The following is an 18,990-nucleotide window of genomic DNA, read 5'->3' on the forward strand; positions in this document are numbered from 1 at the left end:
CGCGGCGCGGCGAGCAGAAGAGCTTTGCAAAAGTTTCACGCAATCTTTCGGGTCGAACGAAGGCCTGCGCTAGATTGGGGCCATGACTCCCGGCAAGCGTACCGAGCGGCCGCGCCTGGACGACGTCGCCCGCACCGCCGGCGTCAGCGTGCCCACCGTGTCGCGCGTCCTGAACGGCAAGGGTGGGGCGTCCCAGGAGACCCGGCAGGCCGTCCTCGCGGCGATGGACAGCCTGGGCTACGAGCGGCCCTCCCGCACGGCAGGGCGCTCCAAGGGACAGATCGGCGTCGTCGTGCCGGACCTCGTGAATCCGATCTTCCCGGCGTTCGCCGGCGCCATCGCGGCCCTGCTGGCACCCAACGACTACATCCCCGCCCTGTGCACCCTGCCCGGCGGGGGCATCACCGAGGACGAGTACGTCGCCCTCCTGCTGGACCAGGGCGTCAGCGGGATCATCTTCGTCTGCGCCGCGCACTCCGACGGCCGGGCGAACCTGGAACGCTACCGGCGCCTGCGCGGGCGGGTGCCGTTCGTCCTCGTCAACGGCGCCAGGCCCGAGATCGACGCACCGTCCGTCTCCAACGACGACGCCACGGCCATCCGCACGGCTGTCCGGCACGTCGTGGCGCAGGGCCATCAGCGTGTCGGCTTCGCGACCGGTCCCGACCGCTTCATCCCGAGCCGCCGCAAGCTGGAGGGCTTCCGCTCCGGGCTGGTCCAGTTCCTCGGCGAGGACGACGCCGGGCCGCACATCGCGACGAGCATGTTCACCATCGAGGGCGGGCAGAGCGCGGCGAACGAGCTCATCGACTCGGGACACACGGCGATCATCTGCGCTTCGGACGTCATGGCCCTCGGTGCCGTCCGCGCCGCGCAGACCCGGGGCCTCAGGGTGCCGGAGGACATCTCTGTGGTCGGCTTCGACGACTCCCCACTCATGGCCTTCACCGATCCGCCACTGACGACCCTGCGGCAGAACGTGGCGGCGATGGCGGAGGCTGCCGTCCACGCCCTGGTCACGGAGCTGGACGGGGATCGGGTCACGCGGAACGAGATCCTGTTCCAGTCGGACCTGGTGGTCCGCGGTTCCACCGGGGCGGGACCCGCGGTGCGGACAGGCCCCGGGGTGTCCGGAGGCTAGCTGCGCCTGGTCGGGCGCCTAGCTGCGCGACTGGTTGGCGGTCCGCGCCGACTCCGGGCGCCACACCATGAGCGCCTGGGTGCGGGCGCGGGGACGCTGCCCGCGGACGAGGGTGACGACGTCCCCCGCGAGACCCGCGGCGAACACCCGGCTCGACTCGGCCTGGACGCGACGGGCCGCCAGTTCGGAGGACAGCTCCGCGACGCGCGCCTGCAGGGCCGCGACCTGGTTCTCGAGGTCGAGGATCCGCCGGATGCCTTCCAGCGACACGCCTTCCTGCGACAGCCGCTGGACCTCGCGCAGGGTGCTGACGTCCTTCTGTGAGTAGCGCCGCGCCCGGCCCGGCGCACGGCTCGGCGTCACGAGCCCCAGCCGGTCGTACTGGCGGAGCGTCTGCGGGTGCATGTCGGCGAGCTCGGCGGCCACCGAGATGACATAGATGGGCAGGGTGTGGTCCATGACGGACCTCCTTCCGATGCCGATGTTCCCGGGTGCTGCTCGGATGTGCCGTTCGGACGTGCTGTTACAGGCGCGCCTTCGCGGCCAGGCCTGCCCGCGGATCCGCGTCCTTCGTGGCGGCGCGGAACGTCTCCACGGCGGCTTCCGCCTCCTTCGAGAGGTTCTGCGGAACGACGACGTCGACGATGACCAGCAGGTCGCCGGTCGTCTTCGACGTCTTCACCCCCCGGCCCTTGAGCCGGAGCGTCCTGCCCGACGGCGTGCCGGCTGGTACCCGCATGGTGACCATCTCGCCGGTGAGCGTCGGCACCTTGATCTCGGCACCGAGCGCCGCCTCGGGGAATGTGACGGGCACGTGGACGCGGATGTTGTCGCCGTCGCGCTTGAAGAGCGGATGCTCCTTCACGTTCACGCTGACCATGAGGTCGCCGGGGCCGGCCTGGCCCGGCTGCCCCTTGCCCTTGACCCGGACCTTCTGGCCGTCGCGGATGCCGGCCGGGATGCGGACGTCGATCTGCTCCCCGGAGGGTTCGCGCAGCCCGATCGTCGTGCCGTTGATGGCACCGCCGAAGGAGATGGACGTGCTCGCCGTACGGTCCGCGCCCTTCTGCGGGCGGGTGGACTGGAACCCGCCGGGAAATCCGCCGCCGCCGCCCATGCCCCCGCCACCGAACAGGTCGGCGAATTCGGGGGGCAGGTTGCCGTTCGAGAACCCGGTGCGCTGGCGGGTGCCCGCGCCCTGGCCGAAGAGGTTGCCGAAGACGTCCTCGAAGCCGGCGTTGCCGCCGGCGCCGCCGCCCGCTCCGCCTGCGGAGAAGCGCGCGCCGCCCCCCATCGCGCGGATGGCGTCGTACTGCTGGCGCTCCTCGGCGTCGGACAGGACGGAGTAGGCCTCCGAGACGTCCTTGAAGGTGCGCTCCGACGCCGCGGCCCCCTGGTTCTGGTCGGGGTGGTGCTTGCGCGCGAGCTTCCGGTACGCCTTCTTGATCTCGTCACCGGACGCATCTTTGGAGACACCCAGGATCTTGTAGAAATCCTTGTCGACCCAATCCTGACTAGCCAATTGGCGTCTCCTTCCGTTGTTCTTCCGAATAAAAAGGTGAGTAAGCGGCGCAAGCCGGGGCAGCCCTCGAGGAAGGCGGCTTCAATATCTCCCGGCGAGCTCTGCGAGCAGGGAGATTTCGTTGCCGCCGTTCGAGGGCTGCTCCGGCGTTCACGGTGCTGATTACTCGGGCACTGCCACGATCACCTGGGCGGCGCGCAGGACGCGCTCCCCCTTGCGGTAGCCCGCGCGGAGGATCTGGCTGACGCTGTCCGCCTGGACATCCGCGCTCGGCTGCTGCATGAGCGCCTCGTGGATGTTCGGGTCGAACGCGACACCCACCTCGTCGATCCGGGTCAGCTCGTACGTCTTCAGGACGTTCTCGAGCTTTCCCGCGATCGCCGCGAACGGGCCCTCCGCGAGATCGCCGTGCTGGCGTGCGGCGTCGATGTCGTCGAGGACGGGCATCAGCGAGTTGAGGACGCCGATGACCGCCTGGTCGCGGGCGACGTCCCGGTCGCGCTCGACGCGGCGCCGGTAGTTGACGTACTCCGCCTGCAGGCGGAGCAGATCGTTGCGGAGCTCCGCGACGACGTCCACTGCCGGGTTGCTCTCGCCCTCGGCACCTGCCTCGTTCAGGATCGCCTCGGCCTGGGCCAGGGCATCCCCTTCGGAAGGGTCGGCCGCGGGCGTGGCCTGTGCTCCGGCCGCGGATTCCTCCGCGGCCGGCTCGCCGGCGTCCTGCTGCTGCCCACGGACTTCGCCCGTGTCCGGGTCGATCTCCCGGTTGTCGGATGAGTTCACCGGCTCTGACTGGTGCTCTTCTTCATTTCCGTGGTGCGGCATGACTACTTCTTCTCGTTGGTGTCTTCGTCAACCACTTCGGCGTCGACGATGTCCTCGTCGGTGCCTGCGGAGGCTGGCTGGTCGTCGGCGGGCGCTGCGCCGGCCTGGCCGGCGTCCTGCTGGGCCGAGGCGTAGATCGCTTCGCCGAGCTTGGACTGCGAGGCCTGCAGCTTCTCGAACGCCGCCTTGACCTCGTCGTCGTTGTCCTGCGTCTCGAGGGCCTTCTTGAGGGCGTCCACGTCGGCCTGGACCTCGGTCCTGACCTCCTCCGGCAGCTTGTCCGCGTTGTCGGCGATGAGCTTGTCCACGGAGTAGGCGAGCTGCTCGGCGCCGTTGCGGACATCGGCGGCCTCGCGGCGCTTCTTGTCCTCGGCGGCGTGCTCCTCGGCCTCGCGCACCATGCGGTCGATGTCCTCCTTGGAGAGCGAGGAACCACCGGTGATGGTCATCGACTGCTCGGTCCCGGTGCCCTTGTCCTTGGCGGACACGTGCACGATGCCGTTGGCGTCGATGTCGAAGGTGACCTCGACCTGCGGGACGCCGCGCGGGGCCGGCGCGATGCCGGTCAGCTCGAACGTACCCAGCGGCTTGTTGTCGCGGGTGAACTCACGCTCGCCCTGGAACACCTGGATGGCCACCGACGGCTGGTTGTCGTCCGCCGTGGTGAAGGTTTCGCTGCGCTTGGTGGGGATGGCCGTGTTGCGCTCGATGAGCTTGGTCATCATGCCGCCCTTGGTCTCGATGCCCAGGGACAGCGGAGTGACGTCGATGAGGAGGACGTCCTTGCGCTCACCCTTCAGGACACCGGCCTGCAGTGCGGCACCGACGGCCACGACCTCGTCCGGGTTGACGCCCTTGTTGGGCTCCTTGCCACCGGCGAGCTCCTTGACGAGCTCTCCGACGGCGGGCATGCGGGTGGAGCCGCCGACGAGGACGATGTGGTCGATGTCGGCCACCTTGATGCCGGCTTCGGTGATGACGTCGTGGAACGGCTTCTTCGTGCGGTCCAGGAGGTCCTTGGTGAGGTCCTGGAACTTGGCGCGGGAGAGGTGCTCGTCGAGGTGGACGGGCCCGTCGGGCGTCACCGAGAGGTACTGCAGGGAGATGTTGGTGGACGTCGCCGAGGACAGCTCCTTCTTGGCCTGCTCGGCGGCTTCCTTCAGCCTCTGCAGGGCGATCTTGTCCTTGGAGAGGTCGGCGCCCTTGGCCTTGGCCTGCGAGAGCAGGTAGTCCACGACGCGCTGGTCCCAGTCGTCGCCGCCGAGGCGGTTGTCGCCGGCGGTCGAGCGGACCTGGATGGTGGAGAAGGCGTCCTCGTCCTTGCCGACCTCGAGCAGGGAGACGTCGAACGTTCCGCCGCCGAGGTCGAACACGAGGATCAGCTCGTCTTCCTTGCCCTTGTCGAGGCCGTAGGCGAGGGCCGCGGCGGTGGGCTCGTTGACGATGCGCAGCACCTTCAGGCCTGCGACCTCGCCGGCCTCCTTGGTGGCCTGGCGCTCGGCGTCGTTGAAGTACGCCGGCACGGTGATCACGGCGTCGGTGACCTTCTCGCCGAGGTAGCTCTCGGCGTCGGTCTTGAGCTTCTGGAGGATACGCGCCGAGATCTCCTGCGGCGTGTACTTCTTGTCGTCGACGGCGATGTTCCAGTCGGTGCCCATGTGGCGCTTGACCGACGCGATGGTGCGGTCGATGTTGTTGACGGCCTGGCGCTTGGCGATCTCGCCGACCAGGACCTCGCCGGACTTGGAGAATGCGACGATCGACGGCGTGGTGCGGGCGCCCTCGGCGTTCGCGATGACGGTGGGCTCGCCGCCTTCGAGAACCGAGACGACCGAGTTGGTGGTTCCGAGGTCAATACCTACTGCACGTGACATGCAAATTCCTTTCGACTGCCCGGGGTTTGCGAGGCGCTCATCCGCCGGGCGCGTAGATTGAGCGTTCTGCACTCAACTATACGGGCGCACCGGGTCAGGTCAAAACGAAGTTGAGTCCCACCGACTCAACTCCGGCTTCCTAGGCCGCCGGCACGGCGGTGATGAGCCCTTCCCGGAAGGCGTCGACGAAGAGCGCGTGGTCCTCGCGCACCGTCGCGGCGTAGGCCTCCCCGAACCCGACGATGTCCTCGACGAAGTCCTCGCGCGAGCGGTCCACGGCGGCCAGGATGGCGGTCTCCGTGCGGAACGGCACGAGGTCGTGGTCGCTGTCCTCGTCGGTCGAGCAGTGGATCTTCGCCGTCGCCTGTCCGAGCGCCTCGAGCACCGGCACCATCTGCTCGGGTTCCGTGAGGTCCTCCCACGAGAGGTCCCGCTTGTAGGGCGAGAGCTCCGACACCACGAAGGAGACCCCGCGGATGGTCGTGTAGCCGAGGAACGGGTCGGTGTGGGTCTGCAGGGACCGCTGGCTGATGACGGCGCGGTGCCCGTCGTCCACGAAGTAGCCGCGGACCCGCTCGTCGTCGACGATCCGGCTGGGCGCGGCGATGTTCGACTGCTTCATCGTGAGGATGATGTCGTTCTCCTGGGCCTCGTCGAAGCCCTCGATCAGCACGTTGTAGGTGGGGAGGCCGGCGCTGCCGATCCCGAACCCCTTCTTGCCCACGATGCCCTTCACCCGGTAGAACACCCGCCGCCGGGAGCGGTCGCTGTCCGGGATGGTGGAGAGGTAGCGGTCGAAGGCGTCCGCGACCTCCCGGCGCTCGTCGTCGTCGAGCACCCGGATCGAGCCGTCGTCGCGGAACTGGCGTTCGTAGTCCTCGATGAGCGTGAGCGCGTCGAGCAGCCGCGTCCTGCGGGCCGCCCGGGCCTGCTGCAGCACCCGGTAGACGGGGCCGTCCGTGTTGTCGAGCCCGAAGGCGAAGGCGGACTGCTCGTCGTCCACGTAGTCCCCGACCCGGCCGAGGTAGGCCTCCAGATAGATGCGCGAGAGGTCGCGCACCGACTGCGACGGCAGCGCCTTCTGCCAGCACAGCAGCGTCAGCGACGCGACGAAGCGTCGGAGGTCCCACGAGAAGTGGCCCACGTACGCCTCGTCGAAGTCGTTGACGTCGAAGGTGAGCCGGCCCTCGTTGCTCATGTAGGTGCCGAAGTTCTCCGCGTGCAGGTCGCCGTGGATCCACACGCGGCTGGTGCGCTCGTCCGCCCAGGCGTCGTCGAGCCGTGCCATGTCGGTGTAGAACAGGGCCGCGCTGCCCCGGTAGAAGGCATACGGGTCCGCGGCCATCTTCCGGAACCTCGCCCGGAAGGCGAGGGGGTCCACGCCCATGAGGTCCTGGTGGGCCTCCACGAGGGTGCTGACGATGTGCTGCTGACGGGACTCGGTGGCTGCCATCACGCCACCGTACGCGCGTTCCCTGTGGACCGCCGGGGATCAGGGGTGCGTGGGAACCGGTTGCAGGGCGGGCGCACCCGCCCGCCGCGCCTTCAGGAACCCGTCCACCACATCCCAGGCGACGAACAGGACCAGCACTCCCGTGACGATGGAGGCGATGGTCCAGCCGCCGCCGGTCGGGGCGGCCGGATCCCAGCCGACGGCGTCGGTGAACTCCGGGTTGAGCAGCCGCCCCTCGGACCACAGGAGGATCACGGGCACCGCGAAGGCGAGATCGAGCGCGAGATTCACGACGGCGGCCGCCCAGGACCAGTCCCGCAGGTACAGCCAGAGGGCGAACGCGGCCTCCGCGATGATCAGCCCGAGGAACCACGGGAGCCAGAAGGACCACAGGGCGGGATCGAGGAACGGGATGGCACGTCCGTCCGGGTCCCGGACGACGGAGGACACCTGCTGCCAGAGGACAGCCACCGCCAGGGCGGCGAGGAAGACGAGGGAGGCGATGAAGTCCGGCAGCCGGCTGCGGCGGGAGTGGTCGGGCACTGCAGGGAGGCGGTCGGGCGACCACTCCGTCCCGGTGTCGGTGGTGCCCGAACGCTCGAGGACGGCGAACACCAGCGTGGTCCAGAAGCCCACGTGCACCGTGACGCCCAGCGCGGTCGCCGCCGCACTGCCGATGGCCGCACCGAGGTCACCCTGGCTCAGGAACTGCACCAGGAAGACCACCGTGGTGCTGATCGGCACCACGATGGACAGGAGGGTCTTCAGGAGCCGCAGCCAGTCGAGGTAGTACCGGGGCCCGATCAGCAGCAGCGGGCGCTGCACGTAGTCGGCCGCGAGGCGTTCCGGGTCCCCCAGTTCCGCGAGGGCCGAGCGTTCGGCCGCACCGGGCTCCTCCCCTGCGGTGCGGTGCGCGTCGACGGCGTCGCCGATCATCACCCGGATCTCGGGTTCGATCTCGGCGCGCTGGGCGTCGGGTACGGTGCGGACGGCCGCCCAGACGTACCGGTCGGTCAGCGTGGTCATGGCAGTTCCCCTTCGGCGAGGCGGTGCAGCGATGCGGTCAGCCGATCCCAGTCGGCCGTGAGGGTGGCGGCGAGGTCGTCGCCGGCCGGGCTCGTCCGGTAGAACTTCCGCGGACGGGATTCGGCGGTGTTCCACTCGCTGGTCAGCAGGCCCTGCTTCTCGAGGCGCCGAAGGAGTGGGTAGAGCGTGTTCGCGTCGACCTGGAGGTCCAGGGCGTCGAGCGAGCCGAGGAGTGCGTACCCGTAGTCGGGGGTGCGCAGCCGGGTGAGGCATGCCAGGACCACCGTCCCGCGCCGCAGTTCCTGCAGGTGCCCGGCAACCAGGCCCTCATTGATGTCCATGCCGACACCATAGTGTGCGACACACAGTGCAGGAAGAGGCGACGGTCCGGTGGTCCGACGATCACCCGGCGTGGGTGAGACCCGCGGGTGCCATACTGTCGGCCATGGATCTCGACCAATGGTGGAACAGCGTCACGCCGCACACCCGGGAGTGGCTGATCGCCCACAACGGGGAGGCACTCACTCCCGAGGTGGTCGCCGACATCGGTAGCGCCGGCGGCCTGGTGGCCTCGGAGTCGTGGTGGATGGGCGGGCGTGGCCCCGACGGCATCTTCCTCTCGGACGCGGCGACGGACTGGATCGAGGAGCGCGCCAACCAGGAGTAGCCCCGGGGTGCGCCACACCGCGCGGACGGCGTTCACCACGCGTCCCGCCCGTCGTCGCACTGCCCTGTCGCGGTGGGGCGGACCTGCGAGCCGCCGCCCTCGGACTCCAGGAATCAGGGGACGCGCCTGATCGTCTCCCATGACCAGTTCGAGACGAGTTCGGTCACCCCGAGTTCCCGCAGTCGTCGGTTCCCGAGCTGGGTGTCATCGAATCGGGCACCGCCGCACCACGCACCCACTCGGGGCGCGCGGCCGGCGATGCGGGTGAGCCGGTGCACCACGTCGGTCACCTCGGAGGTCACCGTCGCGGGCGTGATCTCGTCCGCCAGTCGATGGGTGAGCGTGTGGAAGCCCAGTGCGTGCTTGCGAGCCAGCTCGATCAGTTCGTCGTCGGTCAGGGTGCCGGCACGGTCGTCCGCGACCTCGAGGGCGATGGGCAGGATCAGGACGCGGAGTCCGAGCCTCTCGCAGATCGGGACGACCATCTCCGCCGCATCCCTGTACCCGTCGAACAGGAGGACGCCCACCTGCGGGTGGGTCTCCTCGTTCGTACGGCCTTCCAGGAGATCCCGGACCCGTGCCAGCCCGGTCAACCGTCTGTCGGCGATCTCGAGGTGTTCCGGTGAGACATCGTGGAAGTTCAGCGTCAGTCGCGGGATCGCCGAGAGCTCTTCACGGGACCACCCTGCACCTCCACTCTCGAGCAGGAGCTCGCCGAGGACGCTCTGCAGGACGTAGGCCTCGTACGTGAACGGGGCGGGTCGTCGCAGTGCTGCCGGGAGTGGGCCGAGGGTGTCCGGGATCAAGGTGGACGGGTCGGCTCCCGCCGCTACGGCGGCATCGTCGAGCAGGACCACGGGGACTCCCCCGGGTCGCTCACCCTGATCGAGGATGTACGTCTCGAGCTCATCGGCACCCTGTTCGCCCGTCATCGCGAGCGTCGCGTCCGTCGTGGATGCGGGGGCACTAACGCTCACCGAGGACGAGTCGGGCGGTATGCCGGCCGGGTTCCCGGTACAGCGGCAGCAGCCCGGTCGCGACGGCGTCGACAGCGTCGCGCTCCAGCCAGGCGGGCCCGCCGAGCCGCTCCTGGGCCTCGGCCGTCAGGATCACCTCTCGCCATCCGTCGCCCTCGGGCCGGCCGCCCACGCGCGCCAGATCGTCCCGACCGGCGTCGACCAGTCTCTGCACCCCCGCCTCGCCGATCCGACCATAGGCGACCGTCTCCACCTCGGTCCCGGGCACGACGACCTTGACCGCCCGCGCCCCGCCGTCGTCGGTCGATCCGGGTGGCGTCAGGTCGGCGACGAGGATCCCGAGACCGTGTTCGGCCATGACCGCCAGCGGATCGGCGGTCGCGCTGGTCGGCAGATCGCCGAACCGGACGGCGGACCGGCGGGAGAACACCGTCGCGGCCAGGCGCGTTCGCACGGCGGTGTCCTGCTCCCCGTCCGCGGTCAGCCAGGCCACGGTCGCGTCGAGGACGCGCGGTTCCTCGGCGCCGGGATCGACGATCGTCAGCGCGTCGTCCAGATAGTCCTGCGGTGCGATACGTCGGACCGCTGCCAGGGGTCCGTGCATGAACGCCTTGCGGGCCCGGGCCGAAGCGAACTCGAGCACGGCCTTGCGCAGTGCCACGTCCCGGTCGGGATGCGCCGCCTCCCCGCAGGCCGTGGCGACGACGAGATCGTCGCCCGGGGCGTGGCCGACGACGTAGAGGTTCGGCACCCCGCGCTCGATCGAGCCGACCTTCACCATCACGTCCACTCCGGCTCCGCGGAGGGCGTCGAGCGCCCGGCGGGTCTCGGCGTCCCCGTCGTCGGGGCCCAGCTCGACGACGGCGCCCCGGTCGAGCGCCCGGAAGTTGAGACCGTTGCCGTCCCGCTGGAGGATCTCGAGGACGCCGTGGATGACGGCGTGCCGCAGGTTCGTCCCCGCGCCCATCCCGTTCGCCACAGGCATCAGGAGCCGCCCGACCATGTCACGATCCTTCAGCTCCGACGGGCTGCTCGCGACGAGATCGACCGGAACGAGCACGGACTCCCCGTCGAGGTCGAGGCCCGGTACGCCTTTCCGGCCGGCGCTGTCCGCGCCCTGGGTTGCGAGGGCACGACGCATGGGCAGCCAGGTGAGAACCATGTCGTCGTGATAGGGAGAGCCCGCCGGCAGACCCAGGGTGCGCGGGTCGGCGACTCCCGCTGCGCCGCGTCGACGTCGGAGTTCGTTGTACGACGCCGTCGTCCGCTCGAGGCGCGCGAACGCCAGGAGCGAGAATGCGTTCTCGACCGTCTCGCCGAGGGCGCCGACGCGTGCCTGCGCTGCTGACGGGCCGTACCCGACGCCGCCCAGAGCCGCACCCGAGTCCCGCCACCACGTCGCCCACGTCGGGACGCCGGTCCGGTCGAGGCCGTCGATGGCGAACTGCGCGCGTAACCCCGGTAGCGCGGCTTCGTAGGCTTCCGCGGCAGCCGCAAGCACCCCGTCCGCCGGCAGCGACGTCCCGCGTCCATGCATCATGCCCCCAGTAGAGCACACGACCTCCCGATCCCATCCGGGCCGATTCCGGCCCCGGTCGCTGCTCTCCTCGGCGGACGGTCGCTGCGCCGAACAGTCTGCCCGGGCCCCGCCCGAGTGTCGGTGCAGCGTTGTATGTTGTGATCACCCTCACTCGGAAGGCATGACGATGACCATTTCCAGACGGCAGATCCTTGGCGGAGCAGGTTTCCTCGCGGCGGCGGCAGCGCTGAACGGATGCGCGGGGTTCTCGGGCGGCACGAACACCGGTGGCGGTGACAGCGGGGAGAACACCCTGACGTTCACGACCTGGGGCAGCCCTGCCGAGGAGGAGGGTTTCCGCCGCGGGATCGAGGCCTTCAAAGCAGCCAACTCCGGTGTGGATGTGCAACTCGATCTCGTGCCGTACGAACAGATCTTCCAGAACATCGACGCCCAGTTGCAGGCGGGGACGGCGCCGGATCTCTTCCGCGTCGACTACGGCACCATCGGCGCCTACAGCAGTCAGGACCAGCTCCTGGACCTCAGCAGCTATTTCGATACGGCTGCCGGCGAGGAATTCCTGCCCGCCATGTGGCAGGCCGTCCAGTTCGACGGCAGACCGTACGGCGTTCCGCACCAGACCGACACCTCGGCCCTCGTGTACCGCACCGATCTCTTCGAGCAGGCCGGGATCACCGGTGTCCCCGACAGCCTCGACTCCGCGTGGACGTGGGAGGAGTTCCGGCAGGTCGCGGAGCAGCTCCGCGGCTCGCTCCCCGACGATCTCTACCCCTTCGTCTACAACTGGCAGCTCGGGGGTTCCACCCGCTGGCTGAGCTGGCTCTTCCAGGCCGGGGGCCGGCTCTTCAACGACGATCTCACCGGCTCGGCCATCCAGTCCGACGCCGGGACGAAGGCCCTGGCCTTCACCCAGGGCTTCTTCACCGACAACCTCGTACCTCCCAGCAGCTCCGTGAAATCCTCCACCTACGCGGACACCGCCTTCTCCGCCGGGACCACCGCCATGGCCTTCGTGGGCAACTTCGTGCTCCCGAGCCTGGATGAGGCCATCACCGACTTCGAGTGGAGCGCCACCTACCTGCCCCGTGACGAGCGTGGCGCCTGCGACCTGGGCGGCAACGCCCTCGTGGCCACGAAGAACGCCCGGAACCCCGAGCTGGCAGCGGAGTTCCTGAGATTCATGACCCAGCCGGACCAGATGTCGGACTTCTGTGCTCGCGCCATGGAACTGCCGACCCTGAACAGCCTTGTCGGTACAGAACTCGATTACCAGACGCGGCCGGACATCGCGGGCATCTTCGTGGAACAGGCGACCACCCTGGAGCCCTCCGACGTGGAGCAGCTCACCTCCCCCGCCATGGCGGCCATCAATCCCACACTGCGCGACCAGCTCGAGGCTGCCTTCACCCAGGGCCAGCCGGTCGAGGAGACCCTGGCGAACATCGCAGCAGCCGTGGATGAGGCAGCAGGCTGATGTCGGCCGGAACCTCGGCCCGCGAGGGGTCCACCGGCGACACCCAGGGGCTGTCCCCTCCGGTGGCCACCTCCGCGGCGAGGCCGGGCCATGGTACGGTTCGGCGGCGCACCCTCGCCTCCTACGGCTTCCTCGGGCCCAATCTCGTGCTGCTCGGGGTCTTCCTCTTCCTGCCCCTGGGCTGGGCCTTCCTGATCAGCTTCCAGGAGTCCAGTGGCTTCGGAGCGAGCGGGTGGGTGGGGCTGCAGAACTACCAGCGGCTCGTCACCGATCCCACCTTCTGGCAGTCGGCGCTCAACACCGCAGTCTTCACTGTGATCACGGTGCCCTTGAGCCTCGCCCTCGGACTCGCCCTGGCCGTCCTCATGAACTCCGTCCTTCCGGGACGCAGGCTCTTCCGCACCCTCATCTACCTGCCCATGGTCATCTCGGGGGTCGCCACCGCGCTCATGGGGGTACTGCTCTTCGACGAGGCGACGGGCATCATCAACAAGCTGCTACGCGAGGGCGGGCTGGCGACCATCCCCTGGCAGTCGCAAGGTTCTGCGGCGTTCGCCTCGATCGTCCTGGTGACACTGTGGATCCGAGTCGGGTTCAACATGGTCATCTACCTCGCCGGGTTGCAGAGCATCTCCCCGGAGCTCTACGAAGCGGCGAAACTGGAGGGCGCCAGTTCCTGGCAGCAGTTCCGCTACCTCACGGTGCCGCTCGTCGGCCCGTCCACCTTCTTCCTGCTGATCATGGACGTCATCTACTCCTTCCAGGTCTTCGACACCATCTTCGTCATGACCGGGGGAGGTCCCGGCCGGTCGACGTCGGTGCTCGTCACCTACGCCTACGAGAACGGCTTCGTCACCCGCGATCAGAGCTACGCGGCGGCCATCGGCATCGTCATCTTCCTGCTCACCCTCGCTTTCACGGCCCTCCAGTGGCGAGGCAACCGCACCCGCGACACCACCGGATAGCTCGGCTCGACCCGGCCGGCACCGGTCGGCAGGTTCGATCGACCACGACAGCCCACGACAGCCCACGAGGACAGGATTCCCATGGCGCACCCACTCTCCCCCAGGGGCGGCAACCAGGCGACGCGCCCCGTCGGTCCCACCAGCGGGCCCGACGGCTTCGTCCCGCGCGTCAAGCGGGTCTCGCCCGCGCAGCGTGCCTCCGCCGCGGCCCGCCTGGTGACCGCCGTCATCGTCGGCCTGATCATGATGTTCCCGCTGTACTGGATGGTCACCCTCGCCTTCTCCCCGAACACCGATGTCTTCAGCCGCGAGCTGCGCATCTGGCCCTCCGAGTGGTCGCTCGAGAATTTCCGCACCATTTTCAGCCGCTTCCCGACGGCCACCTGGTTCGGCAACTCCGTGGTCATCACCGTGATCGTCACGGCCCTCACCGTGACCGTGAACCTGCTGGCCGGCTACGCCTTCGCGAAGCTCGACTTCCGAGGCAAGGGTGCGATCTTCCTGCTGGTGCTGAGCACGATGATGGTTCCCGTCCAGGTCCTGATGGTGGCGCAGTTCCGTCTCGTCACGGAACTCGGGATCTACGGCACGTTCTGGGCGGTCATCCTCCCGTCGTCCGCCTCCGCGTTCGGAATCTTCCTCGCCCGCCAGTTCATCATCGCCATTCCCGACGAACTCATCGAGGCAGCCAAGGTCGACGGCGCGGGCACCATCCGGATCTTCCTGCAGATCGTCCTGCCGCTGTGCAAACCACTGATCGCCGTACTCGTGCTCCTCACCGTGATGTACCAGTGGAACGACTTCGCCTGGCCGCTCATCGCACTCAAGGACAGCCAACTCTTCACCCTTCCGATCGGCCTGCTGTATCTGAGAGGGCAATACGGAGCCGACTACGGCGCCATCATGGCCCTGGCCCTTGTGTCCATCACGCCGATCGTCCTCATGTTCCTCGCCTTCCAGAAATACTTCGTGCAGGGCCTGGCGCGCAGCGGCATCCGGTAGCGGGCGCAGGAGTAGCCCCGCGCCGCGCCGGCCCACCGTAGCGCGCGCTACCGCAGGATCAGGAGCACGGCCAGCAGGAGCATGACGGCGGCGATCAGCGCATCGAGGACGCGCCAGGCCCACGGGCGGGCGAAGACGGGGGCGAGGAAGCGCGCACCCACGCCGAGCGCCGAGAACCACAGGATGCTGCCGAGGGCGGCGCCGGCGCCGAACCACCACCGGCCCGGCGTGCCGTGCGTGTTCGCGAGTGATCCCAGCAGCAGCACGGTGTCCAGGTACACGTGGGGATTGAGCCAGGTCAGGGCGAGGCAGGTCCCGAGCGCGGCACGCCAGGACAGCGTGGCGGGTCCGCCGTCGACGTCGAGACGCTCCCCCCGGAGCGCCCGCCGCGCCGCGAGGACCGCGTACCCCGCGAGGAAGGCCGCCCCGGCCCACCGCACCACCTCCAGGAGCACGGGGGCCCGCTCGATCGCAGCTCCCAACCCGCCGACGCCGAGCGCGATCAGGAGGAGGTCCGAGACGGCGCACACCGTCACGACCAGCGCCACGTGGGACCGTCGCAGGCCCTGGCGCAGCACGAAGGCGTTCTGCGAGCCGATGGCGACGATCAGGGTCAGGCCGGCGGCGAGGCCGGTGGCGGCGGTGGAGATCACGCACCCCAAGCTAGGCGTGGCATCGATGGTTAGACAAACTAATTCTACTTCAGCGTGATAAGAGTTGCTTATGAAGTCCGTCGATCCGGGACAGGCCGAGGCTCTTGCGGCGATCATCGACCAGGGGAGTTTCGAGGCAGCGGCCTCCGCGCTGTCCGTCTCGCCCTCGGCGATCAGCCAGCGGATCCGGGCGCTCGAGGTGGCCGTGGGGCGCCCCGTCGTCACCCGTACACGCCCCCTCCGCCCCACCGACGCGGGAGAGGCGGTCATCCGCTTCGCCCGCCGGCTCGAACTGCTGTCGGCGGACCTCGCCACCGAGCTCGACTCCGCCCGGGACGGCCCCCGTCGACGGATCACGATCGTGGTCAACGGCGACTCGCTGCACACGTGGGTCCTGCCGGCCCTCGCCCAGGTCGCCGGCACCCTGCAACTGGAGATCCTGCGCGAGGACGAGGACTACTCCCTCGAGCTGCTGCGCGACGGCACCGCCTCGGCGGCCATCACCTCCGTGGCCTCTCCCGTACAGGGGTGCTCCTCGCGGCCGCTCGGCATCATGCGCTACGTGCCGGTCTGTTCCCGGGACTTCCGGGACACCTGGTTCGCCGACGGGGCGACGCCCGAACGGCTCTCCCTCGCACCCGTGGTCCTCTTCGATCGGAAGGACGACCTCCAGGACCAGTACCTGCGTTCACGCACCCGCCGTGCCGTCGACCCGCCGCGCCACTACCTGCCCGCGGCGCAGGAGTTCGCCGACGCGGTCCGCCTCGGCATGGGCTGGGGCCTCGTATCCGAAGCGGAGTTGCGGTCCGACCCGCGGGACCTGGTCCGCCTCGACCCGGGAGGCCACGTGGACGTGCCGCTGTACTGGCAGCAGTGGCGCCACGGTTCCACGGCCCTGGCCGCCGTCAGCGATGCGGTACTGCGGTCCGCGGCGCTCCTTCTCCGCCCACCCGTGCGGAGGAGCCGACCACGGGGGTGACGCCCTGCACCGGGCGCCGTGACGCCACGGCTCGACGGTGCTCCCGCTCGTTCACGAAGGCGTCGGTGGGGGTTGCTACTATCGTCGAGCGAGCAGCCGCTCGTCGACAAAGGCAAACCCGGTGCGAGCCGGGGACGCAAAGCCACGGGACCCTCGAGGTCAGCCGGGCCGCCGAAGAGAACAGGTCCATGGACTATGCCCCGGACACGCGAAGTCCCAACCGTTCCCATACCTGCCTGCCGGTACGTGCCGGCCGCCCCGCAGGGTCGTCCCCGGACAACGCGCGATGACTAGCTCCGCGCCCGGCGATCGCCGGGGCGCCGTGGTCATCGAGGACGATCTCGACATCCGGAACCTGGTGTGTGCCGTCCTCGAGCAGGGCGGCTTCGTGGTCAGCAGTGCGACCACCGGGCGCGAGGGCGTCGACGTGATCCGGCAGCAGCATCCCATGGTGGTGACCCTGGACATCGGGCTCCCCGATATCGACGGGTACGAGGTCCTGCGGCGGATCCGCAACACCACCGACTGCTACGTGATCGTGCTCAGCGGCCACAGCGACGAGATGGACATCCTCACCGCGCTCCAGGCAGGGGCCGACGACTACGTCCTGAAGCCGTTCAGGCCCCGCGAGCTGCGGGCCCGCATCGACGCGATGCTCCGCAGGCCCCGCATCGGCCAGAACGCCCAGCACCCGCCGAGCCGGCCTGCGGCGCCCGCTGCACCCGCCCCGACCGACGACGTGCCGGTGAAGTCCGCCAACGTCCTGCGGAACGGCGGCATCACGGTGGACGGCGACGCACGCATCGCCAGCTGCGCCGGCGTGGAACTGCCGCTCACGAAGACCGAATTCAACCTGCTGTACGAGCTGATGCAGGGCAACGGGGCCGTCCGGACCAAGGAGGAGCTGGTCCGCGTGTCCCGGGGCGGGGACTACCGGGGGTACAACTTCGTCAGCCGCACGGACGAGCGGGCCATCGAGGTGCACATCGCGAATCTCCGCCAGAAGCTGGCACGCGTGGACGGCGGCCCGGAACTCATCACGACGGTGCGGGGCGTGGGGTTCCGCGTCGTGCCCCGGGCCACGGACTAGACCGGGACCGTCGACGGCTCAGGGTTCTCCGGGTAGCCCGCCCGCAGTTCCCCGAGCGTGTCCGCGGCGCACGCGCGCAGCGGGGCGACCGCGCGCCGGGCGCCGTCGAGGTCGTCGGCGGTGATCATGCCGTGGACTGCACGTGCCGCCTGGTTGAGGCGCACCGCGCCCACCATCATGGCCGACGTCGTCACGCTGAGGACGGCGTCCTCGGCGCCCGTGGCATCGCCGGCCTCGATCCCCCGCTCCAACCGCTCGAGCTTTCCCTCGAGCGTCGCGGAGAAGTCCCGTGCGAACCGGTGGACGACGGCGGGGTCGGAGAAGTCCCGCACCATGTCCGCGAGGACCGTGGGATCGACGAGGGGCGCCGCTGTCCGCGGGGCATCGGCGGACGGGGCGGCATCGTGGGAGAGAGGTGCCGCGCCGTCCACCGGGGACGGGCCCTGATACTGGTCAGGGCCTGACGGAGTCGAAGGTAGGGGCACCGTCCAAGCCTAGCGACGGCGGGTGGGCGGCGCGCGCCTGCACGGAGTTCTTGCGCAAAGCTTGCGCTCGAGCATGCCGTTTGCCGACATGACTGCTGCGCTTCACCATCCCGCCACCCGGCGCCGGTCGGTGTCGCGGGCCCCGGGCCTCCTGGTCCGCCCTCCGCTCAGGCCTTCCACTCCGGCCGGTAGCCGCCGTGGCCGGCCCACGGCCCGGCGAGCAGCTTCAGCACGCTCGAGCCGTGGGGCTCACCGAGATCGGACAGCGCGAACTGCAGGAGCCGTCGCTTGGCCTCGCATTCGGACAGGACCCGCGCGGGCTCGTACCAGCCGCGCGCACCCCACACTTCTTCGGGGAGGGTGCCCGTGCGGGCTGCTTTCTCGTCCTCGGTGATGCGGGCGTCGAGGAAGGCGGCGATCTCATTCATACCTGGAACCCTATCGAGCAGGAGCAGCGGCACCGTCCACCCCACGCGCAGGGCGGCCCGCCGTCGAATGCCGCCTCCCGGGGAGGCAGGTGCTGCCGGTTGCGTCCGCTGGCATCAGGCGCTGCGCCCCTCCCACGACGATCTCCTCGAGCTCATCGAGGACGGCGAGCAGCGACCCGTCGGCATCCACGCGCCGGAAGCCGCCGAATTCGGGGAGCCCGAGGTAGCCGTCGCGGTAGGCCCGGAGGTCGTCGACACGTTCGGTGTCCGTCCCCCGCTCGACGATCCGGCGGACGGCCTCCTCCGGGCTGACGTCGAGGAACACGACGATGTCCGCCGCCGGCAGCACCCGCGTCAGCGCGGTGAGGAACGTGCCGCGCGGCAGTCCCCGGGTGGAACGCAGCGCCTGCTGGCAGTGCAGATGCCGGTCCATGATGACGACCCCGTCGAACCGGCGGGCCCGCAGGTGGTTGGCCACCACGTTGACCACCCGCACCGCCGACTCCAGGAGGTCGAGGATCCGGGGCGGAACGGCGAGTCCGAACCGCGCGGTCCACGCCGTCATGGTGCGCCGCCCCGAAGGGTTGGCGAGGACCATCGTGGGCGTCGTCGTTCCGAGGAGCCCGCCGAGCGCGGAGGCCGCCGTCGTCTTGCCCGCGCCGTCGATGCCCACCAGGGCGACGACGAAGCGACGCTCCTGAGGGCGGGAGCGCCTGTCGTCGGGTTCCATGCGGGAAGTCATCCCTCCGTTATACGGGCACATGCTAGGAGTGCTCCCTGCCCGCGATGTGCAGGGGCTGTGAAACGGGCAGGTCCACGCGGCACCGACCGCGGCCGGAGGGTCACGGGCGGACGATGCGGTCGGCATCCGCACCCCTCGTCGTGCACG

20 protein-coding genes and 1 riboswitch are annotated in these 18,990 nt (G+C 69.6%); of the genes, 7 read left to right on the forward strand and 13 right to left on the reverse strand.

Annotated features, from left to right (window positions below; genetic code table 11):
- The first annotated feature begins 82 nt into the window (after nt 1-82).
- Entirely contained in the window at nt 83-1,141 is a 1,059-nt protein-coding gene (locus tag MWM45_RS15280) for a LacI family DNA-binding transcriptional regulator (RefSeq protein WP_247827172.1), read from the forward strand.
- Between the two features lie 18 nt (nt 1,142-1,159).
- Here the strand turns inward: MWM45_RS15280 and MWM45_RS15285 are convergent, their stop codons facing one another.
- From MWM45_RS15285 to MWM45_RS15315, 7 genes are all read right to left on the reverse strand, one after another.
- Entirely contained in the window at nt 1,160-1,600 is a 441-nt protein-coding gene (locus tag MWM45_RS15285; protein ID WP_247827173.1) for a heat shock protein transcriptional repressor HspR, read from the reverse strand.
- 64 nt (nt 1,601-1,664) lie between these two features.
- A complete protein-coding gene (locus MWM45_RS15290; protein ID WP_247827174.1) occupies nt 1,665-2,663 on the reverse strand; it encodes a DnaJ C-terminal domain-containing protein in 999 nt (332 codons plus the stop codon).
- A 162-nt stretch (nt 2,664-2,825) separates the two neighbouring features.
- On the reverse strand, nt 2,826-3,488 hold the full coding sequence (locus tag MWM45_RS15295) for a nucleotide exchange factor GrpE (RefSeq protein ID WP_247827175.1): 663 nt from the start codon (nt 3,486-3,488) through the stop codon (nt 2,826-2,828).
- 2 nt (nt 3,489-3,490) lie between these two features.
- Nucleotides 3,491-5,362: a molecular chaperone DnaK gene (dnaK, locus tag MWM45_RS15300; RefSeq protein ID WP_043441677.1), complete on the reverse strand. Its 1,872-nt coding sequence runs from the start codon at nt 5,360-5,362 to the stop codon at nt 3,491-3,493.
- Between the two features lie 139 nt (nt 5,363-5,501).
- Nucleotides 5,502-6,815 (reverse strand): DUF2252 domain-containing protein, encoded by a 1,314-nt coding sequence (locus MWM45_RS15305; protein WP_247827176.1) that lies wholly within the window; start codon nt 6,813-6,815, stop codon nt 5,502-5,504.
- Between the two features lie 39 nt (nt 6,816-6,854).
- The gene (locus MWM45_RS15310) at nt 6,855-7,841 is read right to left on the reverse strand and encodes a hypothetical protein (RefSeq protein ID WP_247827177.1); all 987 of its coding nucleotides are present in this window, start codon (nt 7,839-7,841) and stop codon (nt 6,855-6,857) included.
- On the reverse strand, nt 7,838-8,182 hold the full coding sequence (locus MWM45_RS15315; protein ID WP_247827178.1) for a PadR family transcriptional regulator: 345 nt from the start codon (nt 8,180-8,182) through the stop codon (nt 7,838-7,840). Before MWM45_RS15315 ends, MWM45_RS15310 begins: the two co-directional genes overlap by 4 nt.
- A gap of 104 nt (nt 8,183-8,286) precedes the next feature.
- Between MWM45_RS15315 and MWM45_RS15320 the strand changes: the two genes are divergently transcribed.
- Nucleotides 8,287-8,508 (forward strand): hypothetical protein, encoded by a 222-nt coding sequence (locus MWM45_RS15320; RefSeq protein WP_247827179.1) that lies wholly within the window; start codon nt 8,287-8,289, stop codon nt 8,506-8,508.
- 113 nt (nt 8,509-8,621) lie between these two features.
- Here MWM45_RS15320 and MWM45_RS15325 read toward each other — a convergent pair whose 3' ends face one another.
- Nucleotides 8,622-9,485: a polysaccharide deacetylase family protein gene (locus MWM45_RS15325; protein WP_247827180.1), complete on the reverse strand. Its 864-nt coding sequence runs from the start codon at nt 9,483-9,485 to the stop codon at nt 8,622-8,624.
- Nucleotides 9,475-11,025 carry a YcaO-like family protein gene (locus tag MWM45_RS15330; protein ID WP_247827181.1) on the reverse strand — a complete coding sequence of 517 codons (1,551 nt, stop codon included), beginning with the start codon at nt 11,023-11,025 and terminating at the stop codon, nt 9,475-9,477. Before MWM45_RS15330 ends, MWM45_RS15325 begins: the two co-directional genes overlap by 11 nt.
- A 166-nt stretch (nt 11,026-11,191) precedes the next feature.
- Between MWM45_RS15330 and MWM45_RS15335 the strand changes: the two genes are divergently transcribed.
- From MWM45_RS15335 to MWM45_RS15345, 3 genes are all read left to right on the forward strand, one after another.
- Entirely contained in the window at nt 11,192-12,499 is a 1,308-nt protein-coding gene (locus MWM45_RS15335; RefSeq protein ID WP_247827182.1) for an ABC transporter substrate-binding protein, read from the forward strand.
- Nucleotides 12,499-13,464 carry a carbohydrate ABC transporter permease gene (locus MWM45_RS15340; protein WP_247827183.1) on the forward strand — a complete coding sequence of 322 codons (966 nt, stop codon included), beginning with the start codon at nt 12,499-12,501 and terminating at the stop codon, nt 13,462-13,464. The genes MWM45_RS15335 and MWM45_RS15340 overlap by 1 nt, the downstream gene beginning before the upstream one ends.
- A gap of 81 nt (nt 13,465-13,545) precedes the next feature.
- On the forward strand, nt 13,546-14,466 hold the full coding sequence (locus MWM45_RS15345) for a carbohydrate ABC transporter permease (RefSeq protein ID WP_247827184.1): 921 nt from the start codon (nt 13,546-13,548) through the stop codon (nt 14,464-14,466).
- 47 nt (nt 14,467-14,513) lie between these two features.
- Here the strand turns inward: MWM45_RS15345 and MWM45_RS15350 are convergent, their stop codons facing one another.
- Nucleotides 14,514-15,119 carry a LysE/ArgO family amino acid transporter gene (locus MWM45_RS15350; RefSeq protein WP_247827185.1) on the reverse strand — a complete coding sequence of 202 codons (606 nt, stop codon included), beginning with the start codon at nt 15,117-15,119 and terminating at the stop codon, nt 14,514-14,516.
- A gap of 70 nt (nt 15,120-15,189) precedes the next feature.
- Here MWM45_RS15350 and MWM45_RS15355 point away from each other — a divergent pair, with 70 nt between their 5' ends.
- Nucleotides 15,190-16,098, forward strand: a complete 909-nt coding sequence (locus MWM45_RS15355; RefSeq protein ID WP_247827186.1) for a LysR family transcriptional regulator ArgP — start codon at nt 15,190-15,192, stop codon at nt 16,096-16,098.
- A 101-nt stretch (nt 16,099-16,199) separates the two neighbouring features.
- Nucleotides 16,200-16,274, forward strand: a riboswitch (cyclic di-GMP riboswitch).
- Nucleotides 16,275-16,384: 110 nt separating this feature from the next.
- Nucleotides 16,385-17,188: a response regulator transcription factor gene (locus tag MWM45_RS15360; protein ID WP_247827187.1), complete on the forward strand. Its 804-nt coding sequence runs from the start codon at nt 16,385-16,387 to the stop codon at nt 17,186-17,188.
- Here the strand turns inward: MWM45_RS15360 and MWM45_RS15365 are convergent.
- From MWM45_RS15365 to MWM45_RS15375, 3 genes are all read right to left on the reverse strand, one after another.
- The gene (locus tag MWM45_RS15365; protein ID WP_247827188.1) at nt 17,185-17,673 is read right to left on the reverse strand and encodes a hypothetical protein; all 489 of its coding nucleotides are present in this window, start codon (nt 17,671-17,673) and stop codon (nt 17,185-17,187) included. The two genes, MWM45_RS15360 and MWM45_RS15365, sit on opposite strands and share 4 nt — an antisense overlap.
- Before the next feature lie 167 nt (nt 17,674-17,840).
- On the reverse strand, nt 17,841-18,101 hold the full coding sequence (locus MWM45_RS15370) for a DUF6221 family protein (RefSeq protein ID WP_043441658.1): 261 nt from the start codon (nt 18,099-18,101) through the stop codon (nt 17,841-17,843).
- A gap of 10 nt (nt 18,102-18,111) precedes the next feature.
- Nucleotides 18,112-18,843, reverse strand: a complete 732-nt coding sequence (locus tag MWM45_RS15375; protein WP_247827189.1) for a nucleoside/nucleotide kinase family protein — start codon at nt 18,841-18,843, stop codon at nt 18,112-18,114.
- Between the last annotated feature and the right edge of the window lie 147 nt (nt 18,844-18,990).

The organism is Arthrobacter antioxidans (assembly GCF_023100725.1).
Classification (GTDB): Bacteria; Actinomycetota; Actinomycetes; order Actinomycetales; family Micrococcaceae; genus Arthrobacter_D; species Arthrobacter_D antioxidans.